The 18,672-nt window shown below is 74.4% G+C and carries 17 protein-coding genes; 8 read left to right on the top strand and 9 right to left on the bottom strand.

Features of this window, described 5'->3' with window-relative positions; genetic code table 11:
• Positions 1-104: 104 nt before the first annotated feature.
• The 4 genes from ACGFQ9_RS19770 to ACGFQ9_RS19755 are packed head-to-tail and all read right to left on the bottom strand — an operon-like array spanning position 105 to position 5,077.
• Positions 105-728, bottom strand: coding sequence for an ATP/GTP-binding protein (locus ACGFQ9_RS19770; protein ID WP_393575181.1), 624 nt, complete (start codon positions 726-728; stop codon positions 105-107).
• Positions 709-1,101 (bottom strand): DUF742 domain-containing protein, encoded by a 393-nt coding sequence (locus ACGFQ9_RS19765; RefSeq protein ID WP_393575180.1) that lies wholly within the window; start codon positions 1,099-1,101, stop codon positions 709-711. The genes ACGFQ9_RS19770 and ACGFQ9_RS19765 overlap by 20 nt, the downstream gene beginning before the upstream one ends.
• Positions 1,098-1,604, bottom strand: coding sequence for a roadblock/LC7 domain-containing protein (locus tag ACGFQ9_RS19760; RefSeq protein ID WP_393575178.1), 507 nt, complete (start codon positions 1,602-1,604; stop codon positions 1,098-1,100). The genes ACGFQ9_RS19765 and ACGFQ9_RS19760 overlap by 4 nt, the downstream gene beginning before the upstream one ends.
• Complete coding sequence (locus ACGFQ9_RS19755) at positions 1,601-5,077, bottom strand: nitrate- and nitrite sensing domain-containing protein (protein ID WP_393575177.1); 3,477 nt, start codon at positions 5,075-5,077, stop codon at positions 1,601-1,603. Before ACGFQ9_RS19755 ends, ACGFQ9_RS19760 begins: the two co-directional genes overlap by 4 nt.
• A gap of 432 nt (positions 5,078-5,509) precedes the next feature.
• Between ACGFQ9_RS19755 and ACGFQ9_RS19750 the strand changes: the two genes are divergently transcribed.
• Entirely contained in the window at positions 5,510-6,295 is a 786-nt protein-coding gene (locus tag ACGFQ9_RS19750) for a hypothetical protein (RefSeq protein ID WP_393575176.1), read from the top strand.
• A gap of 152 nt (positions 6,296-6,447) precedes the next feature.
• Here the strand turns inward: ACGFQ9_RS19750 and ACGFQ9_RS19745 are convergent, their stop codons facing one another.
• Positions 6,448-7,074 carry a CGNR zinc finger domain-containing protein gene (locus ACGFQ9_RS19745; protein WP_393575175.1) on the bottom strand — a complete coding sequence of 209 codons (627 nt, stop codon included), beginning with the start codon at positions 7,072-7,074 and terminating at the stop codon, positions 6,448-6,450.
• Positions 7,075-7,190: 116 nt separating this feature from the next.
• Here ACGFQ9_RS19745 and ACGFQ9_RS19740 point away from each other — a divergent pair, with 116 nt between their 5' ends.
• Both ACGFQ9_RS19740 and ACGFQ9_RS19735 read left to right on the top strand, forming a co-directional pair.
• Positions 7,191-7,937 carry a phosphodiesterase gene (locus tag ACGFQ9_RS19740; protein WP_393575383.1) on the top strand — a complete coding sequence of 249 codons (747 nt, stop codon included), beginning with the start codon at positions 7,191-7,193 and terminating at the stop codon, positions 7,935-7,937.
• A gap of 14 nt (positions 7,938-7,951) precedes the next feature.
• Complete coding sequence (locus tag ACGFQ9_RS19735; RefSeq protein ID WP_393575174.1) at positions 7,952-8,659, top strand: LysE family translocator; 708 nt, start codon at positions 7,952-7,954, stop codon at positions 8,657-8,659.
• A gap of 13 nt (positions 8,660-8,672) precedes the next feature.
• On the opposite strand, the gene ACGFQ9_RS19730 is transcribed toward ACGFQ9_RS19735, so the two are convergent.
• Both ACGFQ9_RS19730 and lon read right to left on the bottom strand, forming a co-directional pair.
• The gene (locus ACGFQ9_RS19730) at positions 8,673-9,113 is read right to left on the bottom strand and encodes a MarR family winged helix-turn-helix transcriptional regulator (protein ID WP_393575172.1); all 441 of its coding nucleotides are present in this window, start codon (positions 9,111-9,113) and stop codon (positions 8,673-8,675) included.
• Positions 9,114-9,265: 152 nt separating this feature from the next.
• On the bottom strand, positions 9,266-11,662 hold the full coding sequence (gene lon, locus ACGFQ9_RS19725) for an endopeptidase La (protein WP_393575170.1): 2,397 nt from the start codon (positions 11,660-11,662) through the stop codon (positions 9,266-9,268).
• 215 nt (positions 11,663-11,877) lie between these two features.
• Between lon and ACGFQ9_RS19720 the strand changes: the two genes are divergently transcribed.
• Positions 11,878-12,798, top strand: a complete 921-nt coding sequence (locus ACGFQ9_RS19720) for an immunity 49 family protein (RefSeq protein WP_393575169.1) — start codon at positions 11,878-11,880, stop codon at positions 12,796-12,798.
• A 24-nt stretch (positions 12,799-12,822) separates the two neighbouring features.
• Here ACGFQ9_RS19720 and ACGFQ9_RS19715 read toward each other — a convergent pair whose 3' ends face one another.
• A complete protein-coding gene (locus ACGFQ9_RS19715) occupies positions 12,823-13,668 on the bottom strand; it encodes a sulfurtransferase (protein ID WP_393575167.1) in 846 nt (281 codons plus the stop codon).
• A 114-nt stretch (positions 13,669-13,782) separates the two neighbouring features.
• Positions 13,783-15,039, bottom strand: coding sequence for a hypothetical protein (locus ACGFQ9_RS19710; protein ID WP_393575166.1), 1,257 nt, complete (start codon positions 15,037-15,039; stop codon positions 13,783-13,785).
• A 239-nt stretch (positions 15,040-15,278) separates the two neighbouring features.
• Here ACGFQ9_RS19710 and ACGFQ9_RS19705 point away from each other — a divergent pair, with 239 nt between their 5' ends.
• The 4 genes from ACGFQ9_RS19705 to ACGFQ9_RS19690 all read left to right on the top strand — a co-directional run bounded on the left by ACGFQ9_RS19705 (position 15,279) and on the right by ACGFQ9_RS19690 (position 18,659).
• Positions 15,279-15,812 (top strand): hypothetical protein, encoded by a 534-nt coding sequence (locus ACGFQ9_RS19705; protein ID WP_393575165.1) that lies wholly within the window; start codon positions 15,279-15,281, stop codon positions 15,810-15,812.
• Positions 15,813-15,870: 58 nt separating this feature from the next.
• Entirely contained in the window at positions 15,871-16,632 is a 762-nt protein-coding gene (locus ACGFQ9_RS19700; protein ID WP_393575163.1) for a spermidine synthase, read from the top strand.
• A gap of 69 nt (positions 16,633-16,701) precedes the next feature.
• Positions 16,702-17,442, top strand: a complete 741-nt coding sequence (locus ACGFQ9_RS19695) for a response regulator transcription factor (protein ID WP_393575161.1) — start codon at positions 16,702-16,704, stop codon at positions 17,440-17,442.
• 134 nt (positions 17,443-17,576) lie between these two features.
• Positions 17,577-18,659, top strand: coding sequence for an ATP-binding protein (locus ACGFQ9_RS19690; protein ID WP_393575381.1), 1,083 nt, complete (start codon positions 17,577-17,579; stop codon positions 18,657-18,659).
• The last annotated feature ends 13 nt before the right edge of the window (positions 18,660-18,672 follow it).

Below are 18,672 nucleotides of genomic sequence, written 5' to 3'. Positions count from 1 at the left end.
TTCCGTTGGTCCGGCTGATCCGACTGGTCCGGCTGATCCGACTGGTCCGCTGTCCGAAGCTCTTCCGGTCGCACCGGTCGCACCGGTCGCTTCGGTTGATCCGGTTATTCCGGGGTGCTGTCGAGGGCGTGGGTCACCAGCGTCAGCAGCGATTCGACGACGGTGGCGCGGCGCCGCGCGTCCATGATCACGACGGGCACGTGCCGCGGGATGGTCAGCGCCTCCCGTACGTCGTCCTCCTCGTAGGAGGTGGAGCCCTCGAAGTGGTTGACGGCGACGGCGTACGGCAGTCCGCAGCTCTCGAAGTAGTCGAGGGCCGGGAAGCAGTCGCGCAGCCGGCGGGTGTCCGCCATGACGATTCCGCCGACGGCGCCGCGTACCGGGTCGTCCCACATGAACCAGAAACGTTCCTGGCCGGGGGTGCCGTACACGTAGAGGACGAGGTCGTCGTCGAGGGTGACACGGCCGAAGTCCATGGCGACGGTGGTGGTGCGCTTGTCCGGGGTGCCGGACAAGTCGTCGGTGGCCGCGGCGGCCTGGGTCATCACCGCTTCGGTGCGGAGCGGGGTGATCTCGGAGACGGCGGAGACGAAGGTGGTCTTGCCGACGCCGAAGCCGCCCGCGACGAGCACCTTGACGGCGACGGGAGCGCGGGAGCGGTCGTACTGCCAGGGCTGGACGGGTTCGTCGTCGGGGACGACCGGTGGTTCAAAGACGGCGGAGCCCACTGAGCACCCTTTCGAGCAGTGCGCGTTCGGGCCGGCCGGTGCCGTGTCCGGTGCCGTAGACGCGGATCCTTCCCTGGTCGGCGAGGTCGCTGACGAGCACGCGGACGACACCCATCGGCAGCTTGAGCAGTGCTGCGATCTCGGCGATGGTGCGCATGCGGCGGCACACCTCGACGATGGCGTGCATCTCGGGCATGCGGTCGCCGCTCCTGGGCGTGGCGTCCAGGGCGGCGACGAACGTCTCGACCTGCAGGACCTGGGTGAAGCGGGTTCGGCCACCGGTCAGCGAGTACGGGCGGACGCGCGCGGGGCGGCGGTCCGCCCCGCGTATCGGCAGGCGGGAGGGGGGCGCGGCGGCCGGCGCTGCGGTCACGTGACGTTCTCCGGGTTTTCCATGGACTGGCGCAGCTCGCTGCGGACTTCGGGGGTGAGGACGTGACCGGCCCGGCCCACGAAGAGCGCCATGTGGTAGGCGACGACGCCCATGTCGCAGTCGGGGGTGGCGTGCACGCCCAGCAGCGAACCGTCGCTGATGGCCATGACGAAGACGGAGCCGTGCTCCATGGTGACCATGGTCTGCCTGACCGACCCGCCGTCCATGAGCTCGGCGGCACCCGTGGTGAGGCTGCCGAGACCGGACACGATGGTGGCCAGGTCCGCGGCGGCTCCACGGGGTCCCCGGGGCCGCTGCTGCTGCCGGTCCCGCTGTTCCTTCTGCTCGCCCGGGGCCTCCGGGTCGGAGCAGAGGAGGAGCAGCCCGTCGGAGGAGACCACGGCTACGGAGACGATGCCGGGCACCTCCTCGACCAGATCGGTCAGCAGCCACTGCAGATTGCGGGCCTGGGTGCTCAGTCCGTACGTACTGGGCGCGGTCATGTGCGTGCCTCCTGTGCGGTGTCCCCCTGATCGTCCCGTCCCTCGGCGAGCTCGGCCGCCACGACGCGGCGCCCGTCCCGGGCCCCCTGGTAGAACCCGCCGAGGCGTCGGCGCAGCTCCTCGGCGTCGACCTTCTTCGGTTCCGGCCTGGGCTCCGTGGCCCGGGGCGCGGTGACGACGCGCGGGGTCCGCTTGGGCAGGCCCTTGTCGGTGACGGCGCCCTCGGGGTCGGCGGGCTGGGCCGGCACGGGGGCGTGCGACGGCCCGGGCTGTCGGCCCTGCGGGTCCTGGTCCGGCCGGCGGCGCTGGGGCAGCGATGCCTGCGGCTGCGCCTGCTGCTGCTCCGGCGGCTGCTCCGGCTGCCGGTCCTGCGGGTGTTCGGCTTCCGGCCGGTCCGCCTGCGGCCCGTCGGTGCGCGGATGCGCTGCCGGGACCGTCAGGACCTGACCCTGCGGGGGCAGCTGCTCCCCGGGCTCGGGCGTGGCCTCCGGCTCCGGTGCGGGCACCGTGAAGACCTGGCCCTGCGGGGGCAGTTCCATCTCGGGCGCGGGCACCTGGAACACCTGGCTCACGGGCGGCAGGACCGCCTCGGGGTCCCCGGCGGCCGGCGGCTCGGGCAGGACGTAGGCCTGCGCGGGCGGCTCGGCCTGCGCGGTCCCGGCCTGCTCCGGGTCCTGTGCCGGGTCCTGTGCCGGGTCCTGTGCCGGCGTGGCCGGCTCGTCCGCGCCCGGCTCCTCCGCGCCCTGTTCCCGGGCGGAAGGATCCCGGAGGTCCGGCTCCCGGAAGGCCGAGGCCGTGAACACCTGCTCGGCGGGCGGAAGTCCGCCCTCCGTGCCGGCGTCCGGGAAGTGCACCTCCGGCACGGTGGCGGTACCGGCACCGGCACCGGCACCGGCAGCCTCAGCCGTGACGGGCTCGGCCGCCTCGGCCGGCGCGAGGTGGAAGTCGTCGGCCGCCTCGCCCGGGAAGGGCTCCGCGGCTGCCGGGGCCAGGTGGAAGTCCTCCTCCGGGTCCGCTCCCTCGTCCTCGCGCCCTGCCGGGGCCGGCTCCGTGACGGCGGTGTCGGCCGGGGCCGCCAGCGGGAAGTCCTCCTCCGGGTCGACCACCCGGGCGGCGGGCGACGCGGCAGCAGGCTCGGCCGCGGCCGGCTCGGGCGCCGGCTCCGCGGCGTGCTCGGCCTCGGCCGGTACCGGGCCTGCTTCGGCCCGCAGGTCCACGCCTTCGGCCGGCACGGCCATCGCTTCGGCCGACTCGGCGATCGGTTCGGCCGACTCGGTGATCGGTTCGGGCCGCTGCGGGCGGAGCCGCGGCGGCAACGTGTTCTCGTTCGCCTCCGCCACGACGCCCGGCAGCTGCAGCAGCGGCGCCCCGGGAACGCTCAGCGTGTGCACGGGCGTGGACGGCCCGCCCGCGGGCAGCAGCGAGGCCGGAACGACGACCAGCGCCTCCGTGCCCCCGCTCCGCGAGGCCCGCAGCTCCGCCTCGACACCGTGCGCCGCCGCCAGCCGGCCGGCCACGTACAGGCCGAGGCCCAGGCCGTGCTCGGACTCGGACTCCGCCTCGTACGCGTCGGGCGTGGACAGCCGCTGGTTGAGCAGCTCCAGCCGGTCTTCGGTGATGCCGATGCCCTCGTCGACCACGGACAGGACCACGTCGCCGGAGTCCAGCAGCCGCCCCGAGACCTTCACCTTGGCGTCCGGCGGGGAGAACGTGGTGGCGTTCTCCAGGAGTTCGGCGAGCACGTGCGAGATGTCGTCGGCCGCGTGTCCGGCGACCTGCGTGTAGGCGGGCAGGGACTGCAGGTCGACACGCTCGTAGCGCTCGATCTCGGAGACCGCGGCGCGCATGACGTCCACCAGCGGCACCGGCCCGGCCTGGCCGTGGCCGTGCTCCTGGCCGGCCAGCACCAGCAGGTTCTCGTTGTGACGGCGCATCACCGTCGCCAGGTGGTCCAGCTTGAAGAGGGTGGCCAGCCGGTCCGGGTCCTGCTCCTTGGACTCCAGCTCCTCGATGACCGTGAGCTGCCGCTCCACCAGGCCCAGGGTGCGCAGCGACAGCGACACCGAGGTGGTGATCATGATGCGGCGGTGTTCCTCGAGTCCGGCCCGGAGCCCGGTGAGCTGCTCCTCGAGTTCCGTACGTCCCGCGGTCAGGGCCTCGTTGCGGCCGATCAGCCGCCGCCGGTCGGCGTCCAGCCCGGCGATCTTCGTGTGCAGGGAGACGGTCATCTCGCGGACCGAGTTGAGCGACCGTACGACCTCGGCGAACTCGTCGTTGCGGCCGGTGAAGCGGACCGGCTCGATGGAGCCCTCGGCCGTGGCCAGCCGGGCGGCGCCGCGCCGGAGCACCGACAGGGGCCGGGTCAGCGAGCGGGCGACCGCCGTGGAGACGCCGATGGTGATCAGGAACAGCACGCCGAGGAGCGCGATCAGCACTTCCAGTGCGGTCACGTCGTCGTCGCGGAGGCCGGCCAGCGCGGTGACGCGTTCGGTGGCGAGGGTGGACTCCACCGACCGGATCCGGTCGAGCCGGGCCGACAGGGCGGTGCCCACGGCCTCGGCGTTCAGCTTGCGTTCGGCGGGGGCCAGGGTGGGCCGGTCGGTGAGCTTGTTCAGGAAGTCCTCGGCCGCCTTCACCTCCGGTCCGGTGACGGTGGCCGCGAGGGTCTCGCGTACGTCGGGCCGCGCGGCCCTGTCGAAGTCGTCGAGGGCGCCCTGCTCGCGCACCCGGGCGCGCTGGGCGGCCGAGGTCAGCTCTTCCTCGACGGGCGAGGCGGCCGTGGCGGCAGAGCCGGACGTACCGGCGGTCGCCGAGGACGACCCCTGCTCGCCGCGGGGGACGGCCAGCGCGGCGAGCAGCAGGCCACGGGTGGCCGAGGCCTGGTCCGCGGCCAGGCCCAGCGGGGCCATGGGGCGGGTGGTGGCGAGGGCCGCGGTGGCCCGGGGCGGGGTGTCCTCGGCCAGTCCGGCCGCCGGGACGAGGAGTTCGGCGATGACCGCGGAGTACGCCTGGTTGGCGGCGAGGGCGCTGCCCTTGCCGTTGACGGCGTCGCCGCGGACGGTCTCGATGCGGCCCAGGGCGACGGCGAGTGCCTCGTCGGCGTCCGTCTGGGCCTCGGCCGTCTCCCGGTCGACGCGTCCGGAGCGCTCCTTCAGGGCGGCCTTGCCGGCCGCGGGGCGTCCCCTGGCGATGTACTCGGTGACGGCGTCCCGCTCGTCGGCGAGTGCGTGCGCGAGGGTGAGGGTGTGCCGGACCTGTTCGGCTCTGGTCACCAGTTGCTGGGACTCGTTCAGGTCGGCCGAGGCGGAAATGACGGCAGGGGCGCCGGCGCCGAGGACGGCGAGGCCCGCCACGGCGACGCCGATGACCAGCCTGCGGCGCACGCGTACGCGGCGTCCCGTGGGGAGGTCGACGATGGCGGGGCCGTCGGCGGTGGTGGCGGTGCCGTTCTTCCGAGACCGCTTGTTCTGCACCGGTGCTCGCAATCCTGTACGTGTGCTCGTGCTCGTCTACTCGTGTGGCCGAGGTAACGGCCGGTCAACAAGTAAACGCCCCCTGCCCCCTCGTACCGCTTCAGACCTTTGCAGTGTGTTTGGGACAGAGCCGCACAACGCCCACCCGGCCACACGAACGAGTGAACATCACGGATGAGTTGGCGAACAACTCGGACACCGGGCGGTACGGGCCGCTCCGTGGACGGGCGGTTGAAAGATCGCAGGCGGCTTTGGCAGGATGCCCGCCCACATTCCGGGGGGCGGAGGTTCGCCTTCCACCGGGGCGCCCCGAGGGGCCCATTGCGGGGCATTTGGTACGGACCAGAGTCCGCCGGACAGGCGCGGGGCACAGCCCGCGGGCGGCGCCGGGACCGCCGCGCGGTTCCGGACATCCCGGGCACACTTGCCCTCATGCGCATCGACCTCGCCTCGGCTCCCGGCAACCCGGAACACCCCAATGAGGACTGGGTATCCGCTGCGACACCCGCCTCGGGCGGGGGCGGCGTACTGGTCGCGCTGGACGGGGTGACCCCGCCCCGGGGGCCGGACGGCTGCGTGCACGGAGTGCCGTGGTTCACCGCCCGGCTCGGCGGCCGGCTGACCGAACTGTCCGGTTCACGGCGGGACATGCCGTTGATGGAGGTCCTGGCGGAGGCGATCGCGGGCACGGCGGCCGGACACCGGGACTCCTGTGACCTTTCTCACACCCGGACCCCGCAGGCGACGGTGGTCGCGGTCCGCTGGGACGAGGCGTACGTCGAGCACCTGGTGCTCTCCGATTCGGTGCTGCTGCTGGAGTCGCCGGAGGGCGGGGTGACGGCGGTCCGGGACGACCGGCTGGACCACGTCCCCGCGGAGGTGCTGCGCTCGCACGCGGCGACGGACGCGCTGCGCAACGCGTACGGGCGGGAGGGCGCGTTCTTCACGGCGGCGGCGGATCCGGCGGTCGCCGGGCGGGCGGTGACCGGGCGGACGCCGCGGGAGCGGGTACGGGCGGTGGCGGCGCTGACGGACGGCGCGAGCCGGTGGACGGACACGTTCCGGGAAGGGGACTGGGCGGCCTGCATGGCCGTGCTCCGCAAGGAGGGGGCGGCCGGCCTGATCGACCGCGTCCGCGCCCTGGAATCGAGCCCGTCACAGGTCCGGCCCCGCTGGAAGCAGCACGACGACGCGTCGGCGCTCTACGCCGAGCTCTGACGCCCCCGGCGGGGCGGCCGCGCAGCCACCGCCGTGTGGGCAGGCGTGCCGTACCGCACCGCCGTGTGGGCAGGCGTGCCGCAGGGCGGCACGCCTGCCCACACCTCAGCGGAGCCGCGCCCACACCTTCGGTGGAGCCGGGTCCCGCAGGGTCAGGGGGTGGGGCGGTGGCGTTCGGCGTGGCGGGCCACGCGGGCCCGGTTGCCGCAGGACGGTTTGCACCAGGCCTGGCGGCCGTGGGTGCGCAGGAAGTAGCGGACGCAGCGGGGCGCCGAGCAGGCGCGGAGCTGCGCCCCTTCCGGGCCGCTCAGGAAATCGATCGCCGCACGGGCCAGCGCGGCCAGCAGCCCGGCCCGGGAGTCGGCGCCACCGCCGCCCGCCGGCGCCAGGCCGGCGGTGGGCCGCTCGCCGGCCGGCCAGGTCAGCCGCGGGACCACCGGGTCCAGCGCCGCCGCCGTGTTGAGTGCGGCCAGTGCCTCCTCGACCGGCATCAGCCGGTTCGCGTCCGCCGGGCTGGGCGGCGCGGGGCTGACCGCGCGCGCGAACAGGGCGCGTACCGCCCGGCGCAGGGCGGTGACCTCCTCCCGCAGCCGCTCGTCCGCCGTCGGCGGCAGCACCCCCGCCGGGAGCAGTCCGTCCTGCTCGCGCAGCCAGGAGGCCAGGCCCTCGACGGTGGCCAGGTCGTCGGCTACCCCGCCCGAACCGTCGTGGCGGATGGTGCTCGCCAGCTCCAGGGCCGGCCGGCGGTGTTCCGCGCGCGGCGCCGTCCTCGTCTCCACCTGACTGCCTCCCAGTCCCGTCCCGGGTCTCGTGCGCTCTTGATCTCCCGTCTCCCCACACCCTAGGGTCAGGATCGCTAACGGTAAATCAATTGGTTTCCATTAGGGGGATGGCCATGGCCACACTGCTGCTCGCGCAGATCAGCGACCTGCACCTGGACGGCAGCCGCCGCGCCACCGAACGCGCCGCACGCGTGATGGACCACCTGCGGGCGCTGCCCCGCCCGGTCGACGCCCTGCTCGTCACCGGAGACATCGCCGACCACGGCACCGAGGCCGAGTACGAGGAGGCGGCCCGGCTGCTCGACGCGCCCTTCCCGGTGCTCACCTGCCCGGGCAACCACGACGTCCGGCCCGCCTTCCGGAAGGCCCTGCTCGGCGAGGAGCCCTCGGAGGCTCCGGTCAACCGGGTCCACCAGGTGGCCGGCACCGCCGTCCTGATGTGCGACACCACCGTGCCGGGGCAGGACCACGGTGTCCTGGACGACGTGACGGCGAACTGGATCGACCGCACGCTGAGCGGGTTGCCGGACGACACCCCGGCGCTGCTCGCCTTCCACCAGCCGCCGGTCGACCTGTACCACCCGCTGCCCGACTCCTCCCGGCTGGAGCGGCCCGAACGGCTGGCAGTGCTGCTCGACGCGCACCCCCGCGTGGCCGCGGTCCTCACCGGCCACGCCCACACCGCGGCCGCCTCGACGTTCGCCGGGCGCCCGCTGGTCGTCGGGCCGGCCGTCACCTGGACCCTGCGGCTGCCCTGGGAGGGCGACCGGCCGGCCGACCGCGAGCAGCCACCCGGCCTGGCCTTCCACGTACTGGGCGAGGACCGGCGCCTGACCACGCACTTCCGCGTGGTGCTGTAGGGCCGGGCCGGTCCGTGTACGTGCATCCGTATGCCGTCGCCGGGTTCCTGCTGGCCGTCCTGCCGCTCGCCGCCACCCCCGGCGCCAGCCTGGCGCTGCTGGTCCAGCGGGTCACCGACGGCGGCCGCCGGCAGGCGCTGCCCGTGGTCCTCGGCACCGTCACCGGCCTCTACGTGCACGCCGCGCTGGCGGTGGCCGGGCTGTCGGCGCTGGTCATGCATACGGCGGGGGCCTTCACCGCCGTACGGATCGCGGGGGCCTGCTACCTCGTCGGCCTGGGGGGCTGGACCTGGTACTCCGCGGCCCGGCAGGCCCGGCAGGCCCGGCAGGCCCGGCAGGCCCGGCAGGCCCGGCAGGCTGAGCATCCCGTACGGGCCCGCCCCCGCCTCCGCCGCCTCGGCCGGCTCATCGGCCCGGTCCGGGCGCGCGGCGGGGGGACCTACTCCCAGGCCCTCCTCGCCAACGTGCTCAACCCCAAGGCCGCGTCCATCTACCTGACCCTGGTCCCGCAGTTCGTCGTGCCCGCCCGCCCGTTCGCCGGGCAGATCGTGGTGCTGGCCACCGCGCACGCCCTGCTGATCGCCCTCTGGCTGCTCGGCTGGAGCCTGCTGGTCGGGCGAGCGGTGCGGGCCCTGCGCCGGCCCGGGTTCCGGGCCGCGGTCGCCCGGGTCAGCGCGGTGGTGCTGGTCGCGCTGGGGCTGCGTACGGCCGTGGCGGGATGACCGCGGCCGCCGCCTACTCCGCGCCCTCGTTCAGCTGGTTCAGCAGGCGGGCCAGCTCCGCCACCTCTCCGCGGTCCCAGTCGGCCAGCTTCCGCATGTAGCGGGCCCGCCGGGCGTCCCGGACCTCTCGGAACCTCTCCCGGCCCTCCGGGGTGAGGCCGACCAGGAAGGCCCGGCCGTCCGCCGGGTCCGGTTCGCGGGCGACCAGCCCGAGGTCCTCCAGCGCGCGCAGCTGACGGCTCATCGTCGCCTTGCCGACGCCGAAGTAGGCGGCGAGGTCGGTGGCCCGCTGCCTGCCCGCGTCCTCCAGCCGTACGAGCAGCCCGTACGCGGCCGGCTCCAGCTCCGGATGGAGTTCGCGGGCCATCTCTCCGGAGGATGCGCGGGCCCGCCGAAGGAAGACGGACAGCTCCCGCTCCAGTGCGAGGAACTCCTGGTCTTCACTCCCGTGCACGTACCGCTCCCATCCGTGGTGTGTTGAGGCACCAGTATTTCCCAGCGGGACGGCCCGGACCCGCAGCGGGCGGGTCCGGGCCGTCCCGTGCCCCCGGTCAGGGGAAGGGGAGGGGAAGGGGAAGAGGAGAAGGGGAGGAGGAGGGGGCGGGGTCAGGCGGCGGCGGTGACGGCGAGCTCCGCGTCCTTCAGCGCGAGTTCCAGCACCTGCCGCACGTCGGTCACCGGGTGCACCTCCAGGCGCTCCAGCACCTCCGCCGGGACGTCGTCCAGGTCGGCCTCGTTCCGCTTGGGAATGATCACCGTCGTGATCCCCGCCCGGTGCGCGGCCAGCAGCTTCTGCTTGACGCCGCCGATCGGCAGCACCCGCCCGGTCAGCGAGACCTCGCCGGTCATCGCCACGTCGGTGCGAACCTGCCGTCCGGAGAGCAGCGAGGCGAGCGCCGTGGTCATGGTGATGCCCGCGCTCGGTCCGTCCTTGGGCACCGCGCCCGCCGGGAAGTGGATGTGCACCCCGCGGTCCTTCAGTCCGGTGACCGGCAGTTCCAGCTCGGCGCCGTGCGACCGCAGGAAGCTCAGCGCGATCTGCGCGGACTCCTTCATCACGTCACCCAGCTGGCCGGTCAGGGTCAGCCCGGCCGCGCCGGTCTCCGGGTCGGCGAGGGAGGCCTCCACGAACAGCACGTCGCCGCCGGCGCCGGTGACGGCGAGGCCGGTGGCCACGCCGGGTACGGCGGTCCGCCGCTCGGCCGGGTCCTGCGCGGACTCCGGCACGTGGTGGGGACGTCCGAGCAGCCCGCGCAGGTCCTGCTCGCCGATGGCGAAGGGCAGTTCGCGCTCCCCCAGCTCGTGCTGGGAGGCCACCTTGCGCAGCAGCCGGGCGACGGCCCGCTCCAGGTTCCGGACGCCGGCCTCCCGGGTGTACTCCCCGGCGAGCTTGCGCAGGGCTCCCTCCTCCAGGGTGACCTCGTCGGCGCCGAGGCCGGCCCGGTCCAGCTGCCGGGGCAGGAGGTGGTCGCGGGCGATGACGACCTTCTCGTCCTCGGTGTAGCCGTCCAGCCGGACCAGGTCCATACGGTCGGCCAGGGCCTCGGGGATGGCCTCCAGTACGTTGGCGGTGGCCAGGAAGACCACGTCGCTGAGGTCGAGTTCGACCTCCAGGTAGTGGTCCCGGAAGGTGTGGTTCTGCGCCGGGTCCAGGACCTCCAGGAGGGCGGCGGCGGGGTCGCCGCGGAAGTCCGAGCCCACCTTGTCGATCTCGTCGAGCAGCACGACCGGGTTCATGGACCCGGCCTCCTTGATGGCCCGGACGATCCGGCCGGGCAGGGCGCCGACGTAGGTGCGGCGGTGGCCGCGGATCTCGGCCTCGTCGCGGACGCCGCCGAGCGCGACGCGGACGAACTTCCGGCCCATGGCGTGCGCCACGCTCTCGCCGAGGCTGGTCTTGCCGACGCCGGGCGGGCCGACGAGGGCGAGCACGGCCCCTCCGCGGCGGCCGCCGACGACACCGAGGCCGCGGTCGCCGCGCCGCTTGCGGACCGCGAGGTACTCGGTGATCCGGTCCTTGACGTCGTCCAGCCCGTAGTGCTCGGCGTCGAGCACGGCGCGGGCGCCGCGGATGTCGTACGCGTCCTCGGTGCGCTCGTTCCAGGGCAGTTCCAGCACGGTGTCCAGCCAGGTCCGGATCCAGGAGCCCTCGGGGCTCTGGTCGCTGGACCGCTCCAGCTTGTCGACCTCCTTGAGGGCGGCCTCGCGCACCTTCTCGGGGAGGTCGGCGGCCTCGACCCGGCTGCGGTAGTCGTCGGCCTCCTCGCCCTCCTTCTCCCCGCCCAGCTCGCGCAGCTCCTTGCGGACCGCCTCCAGCTGACGGCGCAGCAGGAACTCGCGCTGCTGCTTGTCGACGCCCTCCTGCACGTCCTTGGCGATGGACTCGGCGACGTCCTGTTCGGCGAGGTGGTCGCTGAGCCACTTGACGGCGAGCTTCAGGCGGGCGACCGGGTCGCCGGTCTCGAGCAGCTCCACCTTCTGGGCGACGGTCAGGAACGGGGAGTACCCGGAGTTGTCGGCGAGGGCGCCCACGCCCTCGATGCCCTGCACCCGGTCCACGACCTGCCAGGCGCCGCGCTTCTTCAGCCAGCTGGTGGCGAGCGCCTTGTACTCCTTGACCAGTTCGGTGACGGCCCCGGGCAGCGGGTCGGGCACCCGCTCCTCGACGGTCTCGCCCTCGACCCAGAGGGCGGCGCCGGGGCCGGTGGTGCCGGCGCCGATCCGCACCCGGCCGAGGCCGCGGATCAGCGCCCCGGGATCACCGTCGGAGAGCCTGCCGACCTGCTCGACGGTTCCCAGCACACCGGTGCCGGCGTACTTCCCGTCGACCCGCGGCACGAGCAGGACCCGGGGCTTCCCGCTCCTGACGGCCGCCTGCGCGGCCTCGACGGCCCCGCGCACCTCGGCGTCGGTCAGGTCCAGCGGAACCACCATGCCGGGCAGCACGACCTCGTCGTCAAGCGGCAGCACGGGCAGGGTGAGCGTTACGGACGTCGAAGCCATGATCTTCCCTCCGGCAGTGAAGTTGAGCTACACGGACTCAATGCATCGGAGCCCGAGACTGTTCCCCAACGCCCGTTCGCCTGAGGCGAACAGCCATCGGATGCCGGGACGCGGGGGCCGGGGCCGGGGCCGGGGCGGTGTCCGAGGCCGCTGGTAGCGTCCGCGACGGCTGGAACGATCAAGGGACGCGGAGGGGGACGACGGTGGCGCGGGAAGTGGCGGTGCACGAAGTCGACGGGGAGCGGATCGCGCGGGCGCTGGAGGGCATCACATCGCGTACCTACGACCGGTGGTACGACCTCCGGTACGGAAGCGCGCGGCTGGACGAGCTGGACCGGATGCGGGACGAGCTCCTCGACCACGTCGCCGCCCGCGCCGCCGCGGAGGAGCCCGCCGGTGGCCTCGTGCTCGACATCCCGGCGCGCGCCGCGCTGTGGACGGCGGCGGAGTGCTCGCTGGGCGTGATGAGCGTCGGCTGTTTCCCCGAAGGTGACCAGGAGATCCGCTTCCCGCTCATCGACGATGAGCTCAGCAGCATGGACATCGCCTTCGACCACATGACCGACCGGGCGGCCACGGCCGCGGACTGGCTCGACGCCTTCGCGATCTGCGTGGTGAGCGGCCTGGTGTGGGAGTGGGAGCGGGTCAGCGGCCTGCTCCTGCGCAGCGACTACGCGCCCGCGGTCCGGGACGGGGTCCCCTACTCCCGCCACGAGTCGGTGTCGGATCCGGCGGACCTCGCCGCGATGGACGCGCTGTGCGGCTACCTGACCCCGTCGGGCGGGCACCGGCCCGGCAGTTGGCCCACCGTGACGCTGTGCAAGCCGACGGCCGAGGAGCGCGCCGAGGCCGCCCGGAAGCTGGACGCGGCCGGCCCGCTGACGCAGGACCAGCGCCTGCTCCGGGTCCTGCTGGACGACGACCGGGACGCCTTCGAGCAGGCGCTCGCGGCCCGGCTCGCCGAGCACCGGGACGCAGTGGGAGCCGATCCGGCTCCCCGGAGCCTGCTGCCGGTCGGCACCCTGGCCCTCGCCGCCCTCGCCGTCCAGGTGCACGGCTGGGAGCCCGCCGTCCGGTCCGGTTATCTGCCCGCGGCTCTCCTGGGGTCCCCGAAGGCGCTTCGGCCGGCCGGCTGAAGCCGCCGCCTCCGGTCAGGCCCGTCAGCCGGTGGTGGTGACCGGCAGGTCCGACTCGCGGCCCCAGTCGCTCCAGGAGCCGTCGTACACCGTGAGGTCCCGGTGGCCGGCCAGGTCGGCCGCCAGGGCCAGGACGCAGGCCGTGACGCCCGAGCCGCAGCTGAAGAACAGCCGGTCCGTGGCGGGAGCCACGGCGGCGAGGGCGGCACGGAGCTCCGGCACCGGGAGCATCCGGCCGTCGGAGGTCTGGAGCTCGGTGAAGGGGAGGTTGCGGGCTCCCGGCATGTGGCCGGGGCGCAGGCCCGGGCGGGGTTCCGGGGCGGTGCCGGCGAAACGGCCGCGGCTGCGGGCGTCGAGGACCGTGGCGGCCGGGTCGGCGAGCGCGGTGAGCACCTCGGCGCTGTCGGCCAGCAGTCCGGGGCGGGGCCGGGCGGTGAAGGAGCCGCGCGGTCCCTCGTACGAGGCCGGCCGTCGCTCCACCGGCAGACCGGCCGCCTCCCAGGCGGGCAGGCCGCCGTCCAGGACGGCCGCCCGGTCGAAGCCCATCGCGCGCAGCATCCACCAGGCGCGGGCGCTGGAGTAGACGCCGGCGGCGTCGTAGGCCACCACCGCGCTGGTGTCGTCCACGCCGAGGGCGCGCACCGCCTCGGCGAAGGCGGCCGCGGACGGCATGGTGTGTGGTACGGGCGAGGAGTGGTCGGAGAGTGCGCCGTCGAGGTCGAAGGGCCGGGCGCCGGGTATCCGCCGGGCGGTCCCCCGGTGGGCGCCGACCGAGGCGTCGAGGACGACGAGGCCGGGATCGCCGAGCCGGTCGGCGAGCCATTCGGCGGAGACGAGCGGGTGGCCGAGGGGGCGGGGATCTGCGGACATCGGGCGGCTCCGGGCGGAAGATCACGGACGGGTGGCGGCCCATCCTCGCCCGGGGCGGGTGGCCGGCCAACCGGTTTCGACCCGGCCTGATGCCCCGACCGGACTCGGTCAAGGTCAGCCGCACTCCCCCTGGCGGGCGTAGAGCGCGACCCGGGCACCCCGCACCTCCCGGATCGAGCACAGGTCGAAGTACGCGACCAGCGTCTGCCGTTTGACCGCCTCCCGCGGGTACGGGTCGCGCGGCTGGTCCGCCGGGTCCAACAGGGCCACGACCCGGCCGGCCCCGGCCAGCCGGGTCCGGATCTCCGTCGAGGGCAGCTCCGTGCCCCACAGGCTGCGGGAGGCCGTGGGGGTCCGGTCCAGAGCCAGGTCCTGCAGCCCGGCGTAGACGTCCGGGGAGGACAGCAGCCATTCCCGGCGACGGGACGGCAGGAAGAGGACGGCGTCGCCGGGGCGGGCCGTGGCCCGGACCGCCTCGGCGACGGCGAGCGCGTCGTCCTTGCGGCTCTCGGGCGTGCGCAGCCACAGGCTCCAGGGCAGGAAGGCCGCGGCGAGGGCGGCCGTGAGCGGGATCCAGACGCGCGGCCGCAGCCGCGGCAGGGCGGCGCCCGCGAGGAGGGCGACACCGGCCAGCGAGTAGAGGACGTACCGGTCGACGTACCAGGGGTTGACCAGGGAGACGGTCATCAGGAGCCCGGCCGGGAGCAGGGCCAGCGGAAGCGCCACCCGCACCAGCTCCCGGTCCGCCCCCCGGGCGCAGGCCAGGGAGACCGCCACGACCACCGCGTACGCCGCCCAGTCCGCGACGCTCGGCCGGCCGAGCCAGCCGAGCTGCCGCCCGGCCTGCCCGGCGCTCAGCACCGCCAGCGGGAGCAGCAGGGCGCAGACCGCGGCGGCGCTCCACCGCCAGCCGCGGGAGCGGCGGCCGGTGAAGGCGTGCGCGAGCAGGGCGAGGACCGCGAACTCGTGCAGCCAGCAGGCGAGCACGAGCAGCGCCGTGTAGGCGACCCAGCGGGCGCGCAGCAGCGCGTACGTCGACCAGATCACGGCCGCGGCGACGAGCGCGTACGAGCGGCCCTCCTGGGCGTACATCTGCACCGGCGGGAGCACGGCGTACAGCAGACCGGCGCACAGGCCCGCGCGGTCGCCCGCCAGGCGGCGGCCGACGGCGGCGACCCCGGCCGCGGCGAGGGCGGTGGCGGCGACCGAGGGGAGGCGGAGGGTCCACAGGCCGCCGTCCCAGAGGGCGAAGAGGCCGTGCAGGAGGAGGTAGTAGAGGCCGTGCACGGCGTCGACCCGGTCGAGCAGGCCCCACAGGTCGGCGAGCGGGCGGTGGGCCACCTGCCAGGTGACGGACTCGTCGCGCCACATGCTCCGGCCCCGTTCGAGGCCCCACAGCCCGAGGGCGAGGGCGGTGACTGCGGGCAGGAGCGGAACGCGCCACCGTGGATCGCGGCTGATGGTCGGCCTCCGGGTGGTTCCAGTGTTCCGTCTGTTCCGCACGCTTCCCCGCGGGGGCGGCGGGTTCCATACTCGTCCCGTCGACTGTGACCTTACGGGGGTGGGGTGTGGGCGGATTCTGCCGGGCGGCCCGTGCGGGTGCCCGCGCCGTGGCGGGTGCCGGTGCCGCGGCCTGCGTGCTCGTACTGGCGCTGGGAGGGTGCACGACGCCGGAACCCGACGCCGCACCCGCGCCGGGCAGCCCCACGGCCACCGCCCCACGGCCCGCTCCGCCTTCCGCGTCGGCCACCCCGACCGCCTCGGCCACCCCGACCGCCTCGGCCACGCCGACCACTCCGGCGCCGTCACCCGCCGCAGAGCGCCTCGTCAACGTCACCCGCAGCGGTGGTTTCGCCGGGGTGCACGAGAGCGTGCTGGTCAAGGCCGACGGGTCGTACCTGCAGCTGAAGGTGGGGGCGACGGTGGGCACCGGCCGGCTGACCCCGGACCGGCTGGCCGAACTGCGGGCGGCGGTGGCGGCGGCCGGCTTCCCGGAGCTGGAGCGGATCCAGCCGGGTGCCACGGACCCCGGACCTGACGGTTTCCGCTACGCCCTCGTCGCGGAGGGCCGCGAGGTGGTCACGGGCGGACCGGACGTCCCCCCGGCCCTGGCGCGCATCATCGACCTCGTCCCGCTCCCCTGACCCCGTCATCCAGCGTGACCGCAGGAACACGGTGCGGCGCGGGCGCGTTGGAGATCACATGACAGAGACCGTCCCGACCGCGCGCATTCCGTCCGAGACCGTCACGCTCGACCGCCGCACCGGCCCGTACGGCGAGGTCGTGCTCCGTCGCACCGGCCCGACCTACGGGATCATCGCCAACGGCTGCTTCCTGATGGACACCTCCGACGGCCGCTCCGAACGACTGCTCGTCGACGCCGCGTACGCCGCCCTCGGCCGGCCGGACCCGCCGGACCTCCCGGACCGGCGGGATCTGCCGGACCCCCCGGACCGGCCGGCCTCCGACCACACCCGCCCCTCCGTCCTGATCGGCGGACTCGGCGTCGGCTTCTCGCTCGCGCACGCCGCCGCGCAGGACCGCTGGGGGCGGATCGTCGTCGCCGAGCGTGAGCAGGCGATCATCGACTGGCACCGGACGGGGCCGCTCGGGAGCATCTCCGGGGCCGCCCTCGCCGATCCCCGGGTAACGATCCTGCACACAGACCTGGTAGACCACCTGATGTCGTCCTCCGACCGTTATGACACCCTCTGCCTGGACATCGACAACGGCCCCGACTGGACCGTCACCGAGGACAACCGGAGCCTTTATTCCGCTTCAGGACTCGCCACCTGCCGGGACCGGCTGACCCCCGGAGGAGTGCTGGCCGTGTGGTCGGCACAGCCCTCCACCGCCTTCGAGGAGGCTTTGCGGAATGCCGGATTCAGCTCAGTACGGACCGAAGAGGTACCGGTTGCCCGAGGTGTCCCGGACGTGATCCATCTCGGCCGGAATCCGGCCTAGACCCCACATAGCCGCAGGCCGGAGGCTCCTCTACGCTGCACCCCATTACCTGACTACCGGGGCGGGAAGATGGATCAGACACACACCACGCAGAACGGCGGCGCGGCGACCCCCGGCGCCCAGCGGCGGGTCCTCGTCGTCGAGGACGACCAGACGATCGCCGAGGCCATCGCGGCACGGCTGCGCGCCGAGGGCTTCCAGGTGCAGACCGCCGGGGACGGCCCGGCCGCCGTCGCGGCCGCCGAGAGCTGGCAGCCCGAGCTGCTGGTCCTCGACGTGATGCTGCCGGGATTCGACGGTCTGGAGGTCTGCCGCCGGGTGCAGGCCCACCGGCCCGTCCCGGTGCTCATGCTCACCGCCCGCGACGACGAGACCGACATGCTGGTCGGCCTCGGGGTCGGCGCGGACGACTACATGACCAAGCCGTTCTCCATGCGCGAACTGGCCGCCCGGGTGCACGTGCTGCTGCGTCGGGTGGAGCGGGCCACGGAGGCGGCCACCACCCCGCGCGGCTCCACCCTCCGCCTGGGTGACCTGGAGATCGACCACGCGCAGCGCCGGGTCCGGGTGCACACCGAGGACGTGCACCTGACCCCCACCGAGTTCGACCTGCTGGTCTGCCTGGCCGGCACCCCGCGGGCGGTGCTCTCCCGGGAGCAGCTGCTGGCCGAGGTGTGGGACTGGGCCGACGCGTCCGGCACCCGTACGGTCGACAGCCACATCAAGGCGCTGCGCCGGAAGATCGGCGCAGAGCGGATCCGTACGGTGCACGGTGTGGGGTACGCCCTGGAGACCCCGGCGGGTCCGTGACCGCCCGCCCCGCCCGGCCGGGCCGCCGTACGGTCCGCGCGGCCCGCGCCGAGCGCGCGGCCCGGGCCGAGCGCTTCGCCCGTACGGCGGCCGGGACGGCGGCGTCCCGGGCACGGGCCCGGGCTGCGGCACGGGTGACCCGTACGGGGCAGGGGCTGCGGCCGTTCTCCCCGTTCTCGATCAAGACCAAGCTCGGCACCCTGGTCGTCGTCTCCGTGTTCATCACCACCGGCCTGCTGATGGTGGCGCTGCGGACCAAGACCGAGGTCCGGTTCATCACGGTCTTCTCGGTGATCGCCTCGATGCTGATCACCCAGTTCGTGGCGCACGGCCTGACCGCGCCGCTGGACAACATGACCAGGGTCGCCCGCGCGATATCCCAGGGCGACTTCACCCGGCGGGTGCGGGGCGCGGACCGGCGCGACGAGCTGGGCGACCTGGCCGCCACCATCAACGTGATGGCCGACGACCTTGAGGCGGTGGACCGGCACCGCAAGGAGCTGGTCGCCAACGTGTCCCACGAGCTCCGAACCCCGATCGCGGCGCTGCGGGCGGTGCTGGAGAACGTGGTCGACGGGGTCTCGGCCGCCGATCCCGAGACCATGCGGACCGCGCTGAAGCAGACCGAGCGGCTGGGCCGGCTCGTGGAGACCCTGCTGGACCTGTCCCGGGTGGACAACGGGGTGGTTCCGCTCAAGGCCCGCCGCTTCGAGGTGTGGCCGTACCTGTCGGGGGTCCTCAAGGAGGCCGGGCTGGCCGCCGGGCAGCGGGCGATGCTCGCCTCCGGCTCCGGCCGGCACACCCGCAAGGACGTCCACCTGCACCTGGACGTGTACCCGCCGGACCTGACCGCCGTCGCGGACGCGGAGCGGCTCCACCAGGTGGTGGCCAATCTGATCGACAACGCGGTCAAGCACAGCCCGCAGCACGGCCGGGTCACCGTCCGCGCCCGCGGCGGCGACATCCCCGGCAGCCTCAGCCTGGAGGTGATCGACGAGGGCCCGGGTATCCCCGAGGGGCAGCGGCACCGGGTCTTCGAACGGTTCAACCGGGGCAGCGCCGGCCTGCCGGGCAGCGGCGACGGGGGCACCGGACTCGGCCTGGCGATCGCCCGCTGGGCGGTGGAGCTGCACGGCGGTCACATCGGGGTGGCCGAATCCTCTCGCGGCTGCCGGATCCTGGTCACCCTTCCGGGGAGTCCTAAACCCTCAGGTTGACGTAGGGTTCGAG

This window comes from Streptomyces sp. NPDC048603 (genome assembly GCF_043199475.1).
GTDB lineage: Bacteria > Actinomycetota > Actinomycetes > Streptomycetales > Streptomycetaceae > Streptomyces.
Note: the sequence above shows the minus strand (reverse complement) of the source record. Positions and strands in the feature narration are given on the sequence as shown.